This window comes from Yersinia nurmii, assembly GCF_001112925.1.
Classification (GTDB): domain Bacteria; phylum Pseudomonadota; class Gammaproteobacteria; order Enterobacterales; family Enterobacteriaceae; genus Yersinia; species Yersinia nurmii.
Window position 1 is genome coordinate 307,186 of the sequence record NZ_CPYD01000005.1, and the last position, 16,960, is coordinate 324,145.

Consider the following 16,960-nt stretch of genomic DNA (forward strand, 5'->3'; position numbering starts at 1 on the left):
CGGAAATATCTAGGAGATACATGGATGAAAACTAAAAAATTCAAACTGTCGCCCGCAGGAAAACTGGTTGCCTCTTTGGCGATTATTTTCGCCTCATTGGGTGCTGCATACGCCGCCGATATCGTCGGGGCCGGTGACGCAGCCCATAACCCAACCATCAGCAGCGCAGCCAACGGCGCAGCGGTAGTCGATATTGTTGCTCCTTCAGCATCAGGTTTATCTCATAACCAATACGATAGCTTTAACGTTAATAAACCCGGCGCGGTGCTAAATAACTCCTTAACCGACGGCACCTCTCAACTGGCCGGTCAGCTTAATGCCAACGCCAATTTGGGCGGTAACGCTGCAAAAGTCATTCTGAATGAAGTGATTAGCCGTAACCCTTCTTTATTATTAGGGAAACAGGAAATCTTCGGCATGGCCGCTGATTATGTGCTTGCTAACCCGAACGGTATCGCCTGTGATGGCTGCGGTTTTATCAATACCAACCGATCTTCGTTGGTAGTAGGTAATCCGCTGGTTGAAAAAGGAGAGCTGAATGGCTTTAACACCTTCAACAATACCCATGCTCTATCAATAGGTAAAGGCGGGTTGGATGCGGATCGCGCTCTGGATCTGATTGCACCACGCATCAGCGCCGAAGGTCGTATCTCCTCTCCGGAGCAGGTGTACGCTCTGACCGGCGAAAACCGTGTCTCAGCCAAAGGCGAGATTCTGGAAAGCAGAAATACTCAAAAAGCTGGCGCGTTAGACAGCTACTACCTCGGTAGTATGCAAGCTGGCCGTATTCGCCTGATCAGCACAGCCGAAGGAAGCGGCGTAAAAATCGGTAATGAAATCAGCACGTTTCGTTTGGCTAACGGTCAGGTCAACGTTGGGGATATCGATGTTGCATCGAAAGGCAATCTCGAGTTAGAAGCCGCCAAATTAAAGGGAGCCGATATCAGATTAACGGGTAAAAACATCGTATCCAAAGGCAAAATCATCTCCGATAGTCACAACCGCAATGATAGCGATAACTACGATACCTGGTGGAGCGGCAAATACGTTAACAACCGCGATAGCAGCCAGCGCCTTCAGGAAACCAGTATTTCAGGTAATGATATTTCGATTGTTGCCAAGCAAAACAATACGCTGACCGGCGCATATGTCCAGGGCCGCGATGTAACTCTGCAAGGCGGTAACCTCAAGCTAGACGGGCAAAAACTGACACAAACCGACGGTCATACTGATAATCGGGATCGTGGCGCATGGCGTCGCAATACCAATAAAGAAAGCGAGAAAGTTGAACAAGTCGGCACCACGGTTTATGCACATCGAAATGCAAAATTAATGGCTGACGAAGGCGATATCGTGATCAGCGGTAGCCAGGTCTATGCCAACAACGATCTGAGCGTCAATGCAAAACACGATCTGCATCTATCGGGTTTAACTGAATCACAAACCGTCCGTGAAAATGGAAGACGTAAAAATGATACCAGCAGGTTACTGACCGGTAGCTGGTCCAATAGCACTACGACGGAAGATCTTAAAACCACCAAACTTACCGCCGGAACCGGTAATTTAGGCCTCTCCGCGGGCGGTAATATCACCAGTAAAGGCGCTGAAGTTCGCGCTAAAAAAGACCTGATTGTCACCGCAGATAAACAAATCAATATCGACGTACAGAAAACGGCCAACCAGAAAACCGTGAAGAACGATATCGTGGTGTGGGGCGGTATTGGCGGGGGAGATGATAAGGATAATGGTAATAAGAAAGAAGTCAGCCATTCCTCTGATTTTTCTAGCGAAGGGAAACTTCTGGTATCCGGTAATCAAGGCGTTAAGGTCACGGGCAGTAAAGTCACCGCCAAAGAAGGCGCATTCGTTGAAACCAAGAATGGCGGTCTGGTCATTGATAACGCCATTAGCTTAACCACCGATAAAGTGGATCAACGCACCGGTACCGTTTTCAATATCACTAAAGACTCGAAGAAAGCGAACAACTCTACCGAGCAATCAACCGGTAGCGAGCTGAAATCTGATGCGGATTTAAAACTGTTTAGCCAGCAAGACACGACTATCGTTGGCAGTCTGGTCAATAGCGCCGATGAGTTAGGGATTAAAACCCTGGGCAATCTGAATGTTAAATCGGCCGTTGAACAGCAAAAGATTGACGAAAAAAACACATCGCTGAAAGTCGATGCCTACGCCAAAGAACATAGCGATAAACAATATCGTGCTGGCCTGCGCATTGAGCATACCAGCGAAACAGAAAAAACCGACAGCGCCAAGAATAAAGCGGCAACCCTCAGCGGCGGCAGCGTAAAAATCGAATCGGATAAAGACGTTACCTTTACTGGTTCGAAGCTGGAAACCACCAAAGGCGACGCTAAAATCAGCGGTACTCACGTTGCTTTCCTAGCTGCAGAGGACAAAACCACCAGCGACAAAACCAGCACAAAAATTGGCGGCGGCGCTTACTACACCGGCGGTATTGATAAAGCGGGCAGCGGTGTAGAAGTTGGCTATGAAAATAGCAAAACTCACACTGACGCGAACAAAGCCGTGACATCCAGCTCCAACGTAGCTGGAAACTTTACCGTTGAGGCAAAAGGCGACCTGACCAACCAAGGCACTCAGCATAAAGTGGGTGGAAAACTGACGCAGGAAGCAGCGAATGTGAATAACCTCGCAGCTAAAAATACCGAAAGCAGCAAAACTGAAACTTTAAAAATCGGTGCCGAAGTCGGCGCTAACGTTGATTACAGCGGTATTACTCGTCCTGTAGAAAAAGCGATTAACAAGGTTGGTAAACTAGACGTTCTCGGTGCCGCTAGCGATTTGGGTGATATCGGCCTGCCGAACGTTGGTATCGATGTCGGCGCTAACGGCAGCAGCAGCGATGTCACTAAAAACAGTGCAAAAGCGGTCGTTACGTCCGTTCAGGCTGGCAGCATTACAACGAAAACCACAGGCGCAGTGAAAGATCAGGGCACTCAATACGAAGCCACTAAAGGCGGCGTAACCATTGAAGCCAAAAGCCATACCAGCGAAGCGGCAGCCAATACGGAAACCGTTAATAGCCGTGAGACTAAAGGTAACGCAGGTCTACGTGTTTATACCTCCACGGGCAGCGATATCAGTGCCGATGCTAAAGGCGAAGGCGGTACTACCCGTAGCGAAAAAACCTCCAGCAACGCGGTCACTGGCAAGATTAAAGCGGCCGATGGCATTAGTATCAAGGTCAAAGAAGACGCAACTTATCAGGGCACCGCTCTGGATGCAGGTACGGGTAAAACCAGCGTCAAAGCCGGTGGGGATATCAAATTCGATCAGGCTACGGATACCAGCAGCGAGAGCCATAAAGGCTTTAACGTTAAGCTTTCTGCTAAAGGCGGCACCACGCCAGAGAGCAAGAACTTCGGCCTTGGTTTGGGCGGCGGTACAGACAACGGCAGCAGCAGCGCTTCCGATGCCAAAGTGAGTCAACTCGCGGGTAAACAAGGCGTAGAACTGGATTCTGGCCGTGATTTAACGCTGAAAGGCAGCCTGATTGGTGGCAAAGAGCAGCCAACCGGCGATGTCACGCTGAAAGCCGCTGGTAAGGTTGATTTGCAAGCCGCTGAATCCACCAGCAGCAAAGAAAATACCAAGCTATCTGGCAACATCAATGTCGGCACCAGCAGTACCGATTCTAAAACCAAGAGCGGCGGCGGTTTCAATCTGGGCGGCGACGTTAACTTCGATAAAGTCGATGAATCAGCTACGATTCGTCAGGGTAGTAAAATCGACAGCAAAGGGACGCTGAAGATTGAATCCGGCAGCGATGACAAACAGGCTATCCATTTGCAAGGCACCGAAGTCACCAGCAAAACAACGGTTCTGGATGCTAAAAAAGGTGGCATAGTGCTGGAGTCAGCGCAAAACGAAGAGAAGAAAAACAACTGGAATCTGGGTCTGAAGGGCAGCGCAGGTATTTCTCAATCTTATGATAAGAATGACAAAGGCGTAGTCGACAGCGAATCTGGCAAAGACTCTCATAACGTTAGCGCGGGTATCAACATCGGCGTTGAGAAAAAAGATGCGGTTAAACAACAGAATACCAAGATTAATACCGGTAATCTGACGTTGAACAGCGGAAAAGACACCACGTTGGCTGGCGCCAAAGTGACTGCGGATAAAGTGACCGGTGATGTAGGTGGCGATCTGCGTGTCGAAAGCCGTAAAGATCGTGAAACCGGCGTCAAAGTTGGCGTGGATTTAGGTTTAAGCCACACCAATAAAAAAGAAGATAATCTGGTGACTCGCGTTTCTAATGCCAGCCCGGTAGGGAAGGAAAAAATTAAAAACGCTTTGGAAACTAAAGCGAATAAAGCCTTTGATAAGGTTGAAGATAAGTACAATAAATTCGCTCACAAAAACGACCCTAAGCAAGACACCACCAATGCCGTGAGCTTTAGTAAAGCCAACGATAAAGTGACCTTGCCAGAGAAATTGGTTGAGGAAAAAACTGACAGCGCTATTTGGGATAAAGGCGCTCGTTGGGCGGGTAACAAAGTGAAAAATAAAGTCGTTGGCCCGGCAGAAGAAATTGGTCTGGGCGGTCACTTCAAAGTTAACGCTAACGTGGTAAATAACGATGCCATTAACGAAACCTCAGCAATCAGCGGTAAAGAAGGCGTAACGCTGAATGTGAAAGGTAACACTCTGTTAAACGGCGGAAAAATAAGCAGTGAGCAAGGCAAAGTTGACCTAAAAACCAAAGCTCTTGAGCTACAGGAGATTAAAGGTAACAACTATCAGGGCGGCGGCAGCGTTAATCTTGCGCCAACCGTTTCTGGTTTGCTTACCGGCGGTGCGAAAGATGTGTTGAGTGGCAACACCCCGTTTATTCAGGCCCATACCAAGTCTGAAAATCGTGATGTAAAGGGTGGCATTGAAGAAGGCAAAAAAGATGATAAGGCTGAAGAAACCGAGTAGTCAAAGCTGAATCAAACGGGTTTTAGGGACATTATCGGTGCCTAAAGCTCCACCTGAAAATGAAAAACCGGCGCGCCTATCTGGCAGCGCCGGTTTCTTTTAACACTCACATTCATTTATCAATCTGCATCGTAACCCAGATTAGGGGCCAGCCAGCGTTCGACTTCGGCTATAGGCATCCCTTTTCGCGCCGCGTAGTCTTCTACCTGATCCCGCTGAATCTGCGCTACGGCAAAGTATTTGCTTTCGGGATGGCTGAAATACCAGCCTGAAACCGAGGCTCCTGGCCACATGGCGTAGGATTCCGTCAGTTTCATTCCGGTGTGAGCCTCCACGTCCAGCAGCGTCCAGATTTGCCCTTTTTCCGTGTGTTCAGGACAGGCCGGATAACCCGGAGCCGGTCGAATCCCCTGATAATTTTCCCGCACCAACTCTTCATTACTCAGGTTTTCATTTGGCGCAAAGCCCCAGTACACCTTGCGCACACGCTCATGCAGATATTCGGCAAAAGCCTCCGCTAGCCGATCAGATAAGGCTTTAATCATGATTTTATTGTAATCATCATGCTGAGCATCGTAAGCCTCCGCCAGAGCATCTTCCTCCAGTCCACCGGTCACGGCAAAAGCGCCGAGGTAGTCAGCTTTACCGCTGGTCTTTGGCGCAACGTAATCCGCCAGACAATAATTAGGGAAGTCATTTTTTTCCGTTTGCTGCCGCAAATGGTGGCTCACTAGCAGCACTTCATCGCGACGTTCATCCCGATAAACCTCAATATCATCACCCACCCGATTGGCTGGGAATAGACCGACCACGCCTTTCGGATGCAATAACCCTTCTGATGAGAGCTTATCCAGCATCTGATTCGCATCAGCAAACAGACGCTTAGCCTCTTCTCCCACCACTTCATCTTCCAAAATTCGCGGGTATTTCCCGGCCAGCGACCAGGTCATAAAGAATGGTGTCCAATCGATATAATTTCGCAGTGTTTCAATGCTGGCTTCGACCTGCTGAACCCCAAGCTTATGGACTACCGGCGGCGTATAATTTTCCCAGTCAATGACCGCAGCGTTATCCCGCGCAGCTTGCAGGCTGACCGGCGGCGTCCGCGGTTTTTTACGCGCATGCTGAATACGAACGGTTTCATACTCTTTGCGAGTTTTAGCAATAAATTCGTCTCGTTGCGCGTCCGAAAGCAACGCCGATACGACCCCAACGCTACGGGAAGCATTAGAGACATAAGTGGTTGAGCCGCTGTAGTTTTGTTCAATCTTAACCGCCGTATGCGCTTTGGACGTGGTTGCGCCACCAATGAGCAACGGCAAGGTAAAGCCCTGGCGTTCCATCTCTTTGGCTACGTTAACCATTTCGTCCAGTGACGGGGTAATCAGGCCGGATAAACCGATAATATCGACTTTTTCTTCCCGCGCTGTGCGCAGGATTTTCTCGGTTGGCACCATGACACCCAAATCGATAATTTCGTAGTTATTACACTGTAGAACCACGCCAACGATGTTTTTACCGATGTCATGCACATCGCCTTTTACCGTCGCCAATAGGATCTTGCCGGCGGTGGTGCCTTTCTGTTTACTGGCCTCAATATAAGGTTCCAGATAGGCGACGGCCTGTTTCATCACCCGGGCGGATTTCACCACCTGTGGCAAAAACATTTTTCCCTCACCAAACAAATCACCCACCACGTTCATTCCTGCCATTAACGGGCCTTCAATCACTTCGATCGGTCTGTCGGCTTCCTGACGAGCCTCTTCGGTATCCAGTTCGATAAATTCGGTAATGCCTTTCACCAACGAATATTCCAATCGTTTCACCACCGGCCAACCGCGCCATTCCGCCTGCTGCACCGCAACTTCATCACTTTTGCTGCCACGATACTTTTCGGCTAGATCCAGCAGTCGCTCAGTGCTGTCATTACGGCGGTTCAGAATCACATCTTCAACTGCATCACGTAATTCATCGGATAAATCGTCATAAATTGCCAATTGACCTGCATTTACTATCCCCATATCCATGCCACTACGAATGGCGTAATACAGGAAAACCGCATGGATCGCTTCACGTACCGGATCGTTGCCACGGAACGAGAAAGATACGTTGGAAACGCCGCCTGAAATTAGAGCGTGAGGTAGCTCGCTTTTGATATCCGCGCAGGCCTCAATAAAATCAACAGCATAGTTATTATGTTCTTCAATACCAGTAGCAACGGCAAAGATATTAGGGTCAAAAATAATATCTTCCGGCGGGAAGCCGACGGTTTCCGTCAGCAGCTTATAGGCGCGACGACAAATCTCGATTTTGCGCGCGCGAGTATCAGCCTGCCCAGCCTCATCAAAAGCCATCACTACCATGGCAGCACCATAACGACGAACCAATTTAGCGTGATGAATAAAGGCCGCCTCGCCTTCCTTCATCGAAATCGAGTTAACAATTCCTTTCCCCTGAATGCACTTAAGACCCTTTTCGATCACGTCCCATTTTGAGGAATCGATCATGATAGGTACGCGGGCAATATCCGGTTCACCGGCAATCAGATGCAGGAAACGCACCATCGCCGCTTCCGCATCCAACATGCCTTCATCCATATTGATATCAATGACTTGTGCACCGCTTTCTACCTGCTGGCGAGCCACATCTAAAGCTTCAGCGTATTTATCTTCTTTAATCAGCCGTTTGAAACGAGCAGAGCCGGTCACGTTGGTTCGTTCGCCCACGTTGACAAATAACGTATTGGCATCAATGGTTAAGGGTTCCAACCCAGCCAGACGGCAGGCGACCGGGATCTGCGGTAAAACGCGCGGCGGCACGTCAGCAACGGCTTTTACCATCGCGGCAATATGACGCGGCGTCGTCCCACAGCAGCCGCCCACGATATTCAGAAAACCAGATTGCGCCCATTCCGCGATATGCTCAGCCATTTCTTTGGCATCCAGATCGTATTCACCAAAGGCATTCGGTAAGCCAGCGTTGGGATGAGCACTAACGTAACACTCTGAAATTCTCGATAACTCAGCCACATACTGGCGTAACTCGTCCGGTCCTAAAGCGCAGTTCAGGCCGAATGACAGCGGTTTTACATGGCGCAATGAATTATAAAAGGCTTCGGTGGTTTGCCCGGAAAGCGTGCGGCCAGAGGCATCGGTGATGGTGCCAGACACCATCACCGGCAGCACCACGCCCAAGGCTTCAAATTCGGTTTCTACCGCAAACGTCGCGGCTTTGGCGTTCAGGGTATCGAACACCGTTTCAATCATAATAATATCGACGCCGCCTTCCACTAGCGCTCGGGTGGATTCGCGGTAGGCTTCCACCAATTGATCGAAGCTAACGTTACGGAAAGCAGGATCGTTAACCTTGGGAGAAATAGAAGCCGTTCGGTTAGTCGGGCCAAGCACACCGGCCACGTAGCGCGGTTTATCCGGCGTTCGAGCGGTCCATTCATCGGCGCAGAGTCGGGCTAGACGGGCGGCCTCGTAGTTAATCTCTGCCGAGAGCGACTCCATTTGATAATCCGCCATAGCAATGGTGGTGGAGTTAAAGGTATTGGTTTCAAGAATATCCGCACCGGCTTCAAGATAAGCATTGTGAATAGCGGTAATCACTTCGGGCTTGGACAGAACCAATAGATCGTTATTTCCTTTCAGATCGCTTGGCCAATCCGCAAAACGTTCTCCGCGATAATCGGCTTCTTCCAGACGATAACTCTGGATCATGGTGCCCATGCCGCCGTCTAATACCAAAATACGTTTTGCCAGCTGCTGGTGCAGTTTTTCTACTCTATTTGTCACTGTCGCCTCTTCGCCTCGATGCCCTGCCAAATATCATCCCAGCCCGTATTTCAGAGCCGTTGAACCTATCGGAACTGCTGCAAAAGCCAGCAAGCCATCCTAGCACAAGTTATAAGGCTAATGAGTCGACGGGAAGTTGAGACTTTTTCAGGTAGAAATTTGCACACATCGGATGAGCGTTTTAACCCATTAGCATGCATAATTACAAAACGAAAATGAATTCCATTTTATTTCCAGGGAGCTGATTTATGACGATACCGATTCCCATCAAACGGGGAAAGAAAACAAAGACTAGCGTAGCTACATCAGCAGCGGCCACCGGTCAGGTTCAATCATTGACTCGCGGCCTTAAATTACTGGAATATATTTCCGAATCCCAAGGTCAGGTTGCTCTGACGGATCTGGCGCAGCAGGCCGGTTTACCTAATTCAACGACTCACCGCTTGCTGACAACTATGCAACAGCAGGGTTTTGTACGTCAGGTGGGAGATTTGGGGCTGTGGACCATGGGCGCCCACGCGTTTATCGTTGGCAGCAGTTTTTTGCAAAGCCGCAATCTACTGGCCATGGTACATCCGATTCTGCGGCGTTTGATGGATGAATCAGGGGAAACCGTCAATCTGGCAGTATTGGATCACAGCGATTATCAGGCAATCATTATCGATCAGGTACAATGTACCGCGCTGATGCGTATGTCTGCTCCTATTGGCGGTAAGCTTCCCATGCATGCTTCCGGTGCAGGAAAAGCGTTCCTGTCGACTCTGCCAGATGAAAAGCTGGTGCAGCTACTCCATAAAAAGGGTCTGCACGCCTACACTCAACACACCCGTACTAATCCGGTCAGTTTAAAAGAGAATCTGGCGCAAATTCGCAAACAGGGCTATTCCTTCGATGACGAAGAACATGCGCTGGGCTTGCGTTGTATCGCCGCCTGTCTATACGACGAGCATCATGAAGCCTTTGCCGCTATCTCGATTTCTGGGCCGGTGTCACGCATCACCGATGACCGAGTGACCGAGCTAGGCGCACTGGTTATTCATGCCGCCAAAGAAATCACGCAATCCTACGGCGGCGGTAATCGCTAAGCTAACTGCCTCACTAGTGCGCCGCTAGTGAGGCAAAAATCACCCTATTACCCGTTGAGAGAAGCGCTGCTTACGCCGATAGGCAAAAACATCCTCCACATGCCCATTACGAATACGCTGTTGCAAACCGCGCCAATATTCCGCGTGGAATAAATCCTCGTGCATCTCTTCAAAGCAGGCTCTGACTTTCGGATCGCTACAAAGAAAATGGCGGAACTCTTCGGGGAAAACATCATTTGGAGAAACGCTGTACCAAGGCTCGCTAGCCATTTCGTCCTCCGGATAGCGCGGCGGAGGAATATCACGGAAATTCACTTCGGTCATATAGCAAATTTCATCGTAATCGTAGAAAACGACACGTCCGTGGCGCGTGACGCCAAAGTTTTTAAACAACATGTCGCCGGGGAAAATATTAGCTGCGGCTAGCTGCTTTATCGCATTGCCATATTCTTCAATCGCGTCCCATAACTGCCGCTCATTAGCCTGTTCCATATAGATATTTAGCGGAATCATGCGTCGCTCCATATACAGATGCTTAATCACAATCTGGTCGCCTAAATCTTCCAGCTTTTCCGGCACCTCCAACCGTAACTCGGCCAACAGCTCCGGACTGATACGATTCTTATCGATAACAAAATTTTCAAATTCTTGGGTATCCGCCATGCGCCCAACGCGGTCATGCTCTTTAACTAACTGATAGCACGCCTGCACTCGCGCTTGGCTGACCTCTTTTTGCGGAGCAAACTGGTCTTTAATCACTTTGAATACCCGATCGAAGGTCGGCAAAGTAAATACCAGCATGACCATGCCTTTCACCCCCGGAGCGACGATAAACTGCTCATCGGATTGATGCACATAGGTGAGATATTCACGGTAGCTTTCGGTTTTCCCGTGCTTCTGACAACCTATCGCCATATACAATTCGGCGGTAGATTTGCCCGGTAAAATTTCCCTTAGCCATTCCACCATCGCCGCTGGCAACGGGGCATAAACCATGAAATAAGAGCGAGCGAAGCCAAACACAATACTGGCCTCAGCTTTGCTAGTCAGGCAGGTATCAATAAATAATGCCGCTGATTCATTGTGATGAATCGGCAGTAAGAACGGATGCACTCCGTCAGACAATCTCAGTTTTCCCACTAGCCACGCTGCTTTATTACGATAAAACAGTTCGTTGGCAACCTGGAAGCAAGCAGTCGCCAGTTGCTGTGGGCTAAATGCCAGTTGGAGCGCGGCTACGATATAATCAATGTCTCTGGGCAAATTTTCCCAAGGTAAACGAAGGGGTAAATCATTCAATATCGTCTGCAACATCACAGATAAACCCTGCTCCGGCGTAAAATCCCGCGCCAATGGCCGTGGAATATCACGAAAACGTCGTTCCGGCTGCGAGCTGAAAACAAAGAGCTTGTCCTGAGTTAACTCACGGTGTTTAAACAGGCGGCAATAAACCGAGTTAAAAAAGCTTTCGGCTATTTCGAAACGAGGATAATCCGGCAATAGATCGGTATAGATAGCTTTTACCCGCGCCAGAAATTCGGCGTCAAAACTTCCGCTGCCGGTAATGCGTTTTAGTTGCTCCACCACCAGTCCAACGTGGTGATCATAGAGATGAATTCGCTTTTTCATGGCTTGCTGAATCGCTTGCCAGTCGGCCTGCTCAAAGCGCTGCTGAGCGCCCGCAGTCACTTCCAGAAAGCGGCCATACTGCGCATCAAAACCCTGCAAAATAGTTTGGGCGATTAATTGCTCTAAGCCTATTGCCATGCTCACCTCCCGCTACACGGAACAGAGCCTGCATACGCAGGCTCCGGTTAACAATGATTGCTACTTCGGCAGTAGGATTAGAACTGCTGCTCTTCTGTGGATCCGGTCAGCGCCGTTACTGAAGATTCGCCACCCTGAATGATATTGGTCACTTTATCAAAGTAACCGGTTCCCACCTCCTGCTGGTGAGAAGCAAAGGTATAACCACGATCCACCGAGGCAAATTCAGGCTGTTGCACTTTCTCTACGTAATGCTTCATCCCTTCGCCTTGCGCATAGGCATGTGCCAGGTCGAACATGTTGAACCACATACTGTGAATACCGGCCAGCGTAATGAACTGATATTTGTAGCCCATTGCAGCCAGATCTTCCTGGAAGCTGGCAATTTGCTTATCGCTCAGATTCTTTTTCCAGTTAAAGGACGGCGAGCAGTTATAAGCCAGCAATTTACCTGGGAATTTAGCGTGAACCGCATCAGCAAAACGCTTCGCCAGCGCCAAATCCGGCGTAGACGTTTCGCACCACACCAAATCTGCATAAGGGGCATAAGCCAGACCACGGCTAATCGCCTGCTCAATACCGGCGTGAGTGCGGAAGAAGCCTTCGGCGGTACGTTCGCCGCTGATAAATTCACGATCGTAAGGATCGCAGTCGGAGGTCAACAGATCCGCCGCATCAGCATCTGTACGAGCGATCAATAAGGTCGGTACGCCCAATACGTCCGCCGCCAAACGTGCGGCAACCAGTTTCTGGATAGCTTCCTGAGTTGGCACCAATACTTTGCCGCCCATGTGTCCACATTTCTTCACTGCAGCCAGCTGATCTTCGAAGTGAACGCCAGCCGCACCGGCTTCAATCATGGCTTTCATCAGTTCAAAAGCGTTTAACACACCGCCAAAACCGGCTTCCGCATCAGCCACAATCGGCAGGAAATAATCGGTATAACCTTTAGTACCTGGTTCAATATTATTCGACCATTGGATTTGGTCAGCTCGGCGGAAACTGTTATTAATGCGTTTAACCACGGCAGGAACCGAATCTACCGGATATAAAGACTGGTCCGGATACATGCTGGACGCGGTATTGGCATCTGCCGCGACCTGCCAACCGGACAGATAAATAGCTTCCACACCGGCTTTAGCCTGCTGCAAAGCCTGACCGCCGGTTAATGCGCCCAAACAGTTGATGTAGCCTTTACGAGCGCCGCCATGCAATAAATCCCACAATTTTTGCGCACCGTGCTGTGCCAGCGTGCATTCCGGATTGACCGAGCCACGCAGTTTAATCACGTCTTCAGCGCTGTAAGGGCGGGTAATCCCTTCCCAGCGAGCTGATTTCCAGTCTTGTTCCAATTGCTTGATTTGTTGAGCACGAGAGGTTGTCATTGTTCTTATCCTTATTATTAATTTGTAGGGTTATGCCAGCAGTGCGTAGCCAGGCAGGGTCAGGAAGTCGATCAGCTCGTCTTGTGTTGTTATTCGTTCCATCAACTGAGCGGCTTCTTTAAAGCGGCCGGAATCAAAGCGTTCGGAACCAAGCTCTTGCTTAACAACCTGCATTTCTTCACTCAACATAGTGCGGAACAATTCTTTAGTGACTTTTTTCCCGTTACTCAGGGATTTTTGGTGATGAATCCATTGCCAGATAGAGGTACGGGATATCTCAGCGGTCGCCGCATCTTCCATCAGCCCATAGATAGGCACACAGCCGTTACCGGAGATCCAAGCTTCAATGTATTGCACTGCCACGCGGATATTGGCACGCATCCCTTCTTCGGTTCTTTCACCAGAACATGGCTCTAGCAATTCAGCAGCGGTAATAGGTTTATCCTGTGCCCGACTCACTTCTAATTGATTCGGACGACTCCCTAATACGCGGTTAAAGACTTCCATCACGGTATCCGCCAAACCCGGATGCGCAACCCAGGTGCCATCGTGGCCATTAGTGGCTTCCAGTTCTTTATCGGCACGGACTTTATCCAGCACCCAAGCGTTCTTCTCTGCGTCTTTACTCGGAATAAAGGCCGCCATTCCCCCCATCGCCAACGCGCCGCGCTTATGGCAGGTTTTTATCAGCAGGCGAGAGTATGCGCTGAGGAAAGGTTGCGTCATGGTGACGGATTGACGATCGGGCAAAACGCGATCGCTATGATTCTTCAATGTTTTGATATAGCTGAAAATGTAATCCCAGCGTCCGCAGTTGAGGCCAACAATGTGGTGACGCAGGTGGTATAGGATTTCATCCATCTGAAACACCGCAGGCAATGTTTCGATTAATACCGTGGCTTTAATGGTTCCCTGCGGCAGGCCGAAGCGTTGTTCGGTAAAGGTAAAGACGTCACTCCACCAAGCAGCTTCTTGGTAAGACTGCATTTTGGGCAGATAGAAATAAGGCCCACTACCATTGGCCAGCAGGTGTTCGTAATTATGTAAGAAATAAAGGGCGAAATCGAACAGACCACCGGGGATGGCATTTCCTTGATAAGTGACGTGTTTTTCAGGTAAATGCAGTCCACGCACTCGTGCAATCAAAACCGCCGGATTAGGTTTTAGCTGGTAAATCTTGCCTGATTCATTGGTATAGGAAATAGTACCTTTCACCGCATCATGCAGGTTAATTTGGCCTTCAATCACTTTATCCCAACTCGGTGCCAGCGAATCTTCAAAGTCTGCCATGAAGACTTTCACATTAGCATTCAGCGCGTTAATCACCATTTTGCGCTCTACCGGGCCGGTTATCTCAACCCGACGATCCTGTAAATCAGCAGGGATATTCTGAATTTTCCAGTCACCATTACGAATGGAAGTAGTTTCCGAAATAAAGTCCGGAAGTCCGCCATTATCAATGCCAAGTTGCCAGTTCTCACGTGTATCAAGGAGTTGACGGCGGCGCCCTGAAAATTCAGCGACCAGTTCCGTTAAAAACTCGATGGCCTGAGCGGTCAATATCTGACGCTCCGCAGTGGAAAACTTCTGCGTGAAGACTAACTCCGTGCCTACTAACTGTTGTGTCATTACCCTTTCCTCATCCCAATCTGACGGCATATACATCAACGCACAAGCGGCGTACTTACCGCCTGATACGCATTTCATGAGTCATTGGTGGCAAGTTTTTCTGGTCGTTTTTCACCCCAACAGATTTAAGAATAATCAATTAATCATGAAAATCAAAAACGATTTCCATTTTTATATTAAATATTTATTTAATCTATATTTATCAATTGATTAACATAAATAACAAAATGCACACTTCAGGAAAGGCATTCCACCAATGACTGAATTACGTTGTAATACATTGTTTAATATAGAGATTAGACCAGTAGGAAAGGGATCGTTTATGCAGAACAGCAGGGGAAATGGTTAGGCGGCATCGATTCAGCCGCCATATAAAATGAAATCAGTCGAGAGTCGGGTTCATTTGACGTAGATCGAACGGTGTAATTTGATAGACATAATAATTGAGCCAATTGGCAAATAATAAGTGTCCATGACTGCGCCATGAGGCTAATGGGCGCTGAGTAGGATCATTCTCTGGGAAGTAATTCAGTGGGACGGCAGGTTCCAGACCCGCAGCCTGATCCCGCGCATATTCCCCAGCCAGCGTATCCACATCGTATTCCGGATGGCCAGTAACGAAAGCGACTCTTTTATCCTTACTGGCAAACAGATAAGCACCGGCTTCATCGGAGGCTGCCAGAATATCCAGATCGGTATATTTCTGTAAAATCTCAATCGGAAAATCTGCATAACGGGAATGAGGGGCAAAGAAGCTTTCGTCAAAACCACGGGTTAATAACGCCAAAGGTTTCAGCGTTTGATGGCGATAAATCCCCGACAATTTTTCCTTACGAGTTAGCTTGGGAATCCCATAGAGAATATTTAAAGCGGCCTGCACTGCCCAACAGACAAATAACGTCGATGTCACATGATCCTTGGCCCAAGTGATAATACGTTCTATCTGTGGCCAATAGGCAACATCGCTGAAATCCACTAACCCAAGAGGAGCACCGGTTACGATAAGCCCATCAAAATTCTGATTTTTAATCTCTTCAAAATCGCAATAGAAGTTATTCAGATGCTCCGTGGGCGTATTTTTCGATTCGCGGCTATCCACTCGTAGCAATTGAATATCCACTTGCAGGGGAGAGTTCGACAGCAAACGCAAAAACTGATTTTCCGTTTCTATCTTCTTAGGCATTAGATTCAGCACCAATACTTTTAGCGGTCGAATTTCCTGAGTTTTAGCTCTTGATGAAGTCATCACAAAAACATTCTCATTACGCAAGAAACTTACCGCAGGTAGTTCATCAGGGACCCGGATTGGCATGCCTACATCCTCAATATATCCGTTTATACGTTTAGACTTCCAGACACCTGAAGATAACGTTTTCCCAATACAAAGTCGAGAGATCAACAACAACCTGAAAATGTTTCATTGCGGTATTAAACCAATGCGCTGCTGTTCTTTATCTCCGCAGCGCGGCCTCGCATTTAGCCTGATGTCACAATCACCCTAAATGATAGGAACAAACAACCAGAAAACATAAATAGCATTTAGCTATTAGAGCACCAATGAAATGGTTAATACCGTATAAAACTGAGTAACCCCTGAATCACGACAAAGACAAACATCTCAATATATTGATTAATAACAATTATATTGACAATCTTGCATCATCACAGGCGATACGGCCCCTCAATATCCAAACCTAAATAAATTAAATTTATTAATATAATCATTTTAACCGTCAGAGAATTCCTCATTACATATAAAGCCAAGGAAGCATTGCGATCTCACCTACGGCTCTACTCTATAAAGGCTATTTTTATAAGGTTGCTAGATTGTGGCGACAAGTGACGCCGATAAAGAAAGGAAACCATTCAGTGGGTGCTATATAGATGTAGAGAGAGAGTTAGGATAGATGCGTATTGCTGCTGATATTTTGACAAGTTTCAGATACAAAAAAGGCCATCCGTTAGGATGGCCTCGTTTGTTTATTTGATACCTGGCAGTGTCCTACTCTCGCATGGGGAGACCCCACACTACCATCGGCGCTACGGCGTTTCACTTCTGAGTTCGGCATGGGGTCAGGTGGGACCACCGCGCTATTGCCGCCAGGTAAATTCTTTTCTAAGTGCCGAACTTAAACCCATATAACTGGTGCTGATACCCAGAGTCGAACTGGGGACCTCACCCTTACCAAGGGTGCGCTCTACCAACTGAGCCATATCAGCACAACTAAATTTGATGCCTGGCAGTGTCCTACTCTCGCATGGGGAGACCCCACACTACCATCGGCGCTACGGCGTTTCACTTCTGAGTTCGGCATGGGATCAGGTGGGACCA

At 48.5% G+C, this 16,960-nt stretch carries 7 protein-coding genes, 1 tRNA gene and 2 rRNA genes; 2 read left to right on the forward strand and 8 right to left on the reverse strand.

From position 1 onward, the window contains the following. Nucleotides 1-24: 24 nt before the first annotated feature. Entirely contained in the window at nucleotides 25-4,962 is a 4,938-nt protein-coding gene (locus AD970_RS09025) for a hemagglutinin repeat-containing protein (RefSeq protein WP_049598079.1), read from the forward strand. A gap of 119 nt (nucleotides 4,963-5,081) precedes the next feature. Here the strand turns inward: AD970_RS09025 and metH are convergent, their stop codons facing one another. Next, nucleotides 5,082-8,762: a methionine synthase gene (gene metH / locus AD970_RS09030; protein ID WP_157045490.1), complete on the reverse strand. Its 3,681-nt coding sequence runs from the start codon at nucleotides 8,760-8,762 to the stop codon at nucleotides 5,082-5,084. Nucleotides 8,763-9,010: 248 nt separating this feature from the next. On the opposite strand from metH, the gene iclR reads away from it, so the two are divergent. After that, complete coding sequence (iclR, locus tag AD970_RS09035; protein ID WP_049598082.1) at nucleotides 9,011-9,847, forward strand: glyoxylate bypass operon transcriptional repressor IclR; 837 nt, start codon at nucleotides 9,011-9,013, stop codon at nucleotides 9,845-9,847. Between the two features lie 39 nt (nucleotides 9,848-9,886). Here iclR and aceK read toward each other — a convergent pair whose 3' ends face one another. The 7 genes from aceK to rrf (AD970_RS09070) form a co-directional block, all read right to left on the reverse strand. Then, nucleotides 9,887-11,614: a bifunctional isocitrate dehydrogenase kinase/phosphatase gene (gene aceK, locus AD970_RS09040; protein WP_049598084.1), complete on the reverse strand. Its 1,728-nt coding sequence runs from the start codon at nucleotides 11,612-11,614 to the stop codon at nucleotides 9,887-9,889. A 77-nt stretch (nucleotides 11,615-11,691) separates the two neighbouring features. Further along, a complete protein-coding gene (aceA, locus tag AD970_RS09045; RefSeq protein WP_049598086.1) occupies nucleotides 11,692-12,999 on the reverse strand; it encodes an isocitrate lyase in 1,308 nt (435 codons plus the stop codon). A 30-nt stretch (nucleotides 13,000-13,029) separates the two neighbouring features. Beyond that, nucleotides 13,030-14,628, reverse strand: a complete 1,599-nt coding sequence (gene aceB, locus AD970_RS09050) for a malate synthase A (RefSeq protein ID WP_049598088.1) — start codon at nucleotides 14,626-14,628, stop codon at nucleotides 13,030-13,032. A gap of 382 nt (nucleotides 14,629-15,010) precedes the next feature. Beyond that, nucleotides 15,011-15,940 (reverse strand): homoserine O-acetyltransferase MetA, encoded by a 930-nt coding sequence (gene metA / locus AD970_RS09055; RefSeq protein WP_049598090.1) that lies wholly within the window; start codon nucleotides 15,938-15,940, stop codon nucleotides 15,011-15,013. Between the two features lie 677 nt (nucleotides 15,941-16,617). Further along, nucleotides 16,618-16,733 (reverse strand): 5S ribosomal RNA (rrf, locus tag AD970_RS09060). Nucleotides 16,734-16,772: 39 nt separating this feature from the next. Then, nucleotides 16,773-16,848, reverse strand: a tRNA-Thr gene (locus tag AD970_RS09065). A gap of 15 nt (nucleotides 16,849-16,863) precedes the next feature. Continuing rightward, a 5S ribosomal RNA gene (rrf, locus tag AD970_RS09070) occupies nucleotides 16,864-16,960 on the reverse strand; the annotation flags it as partial.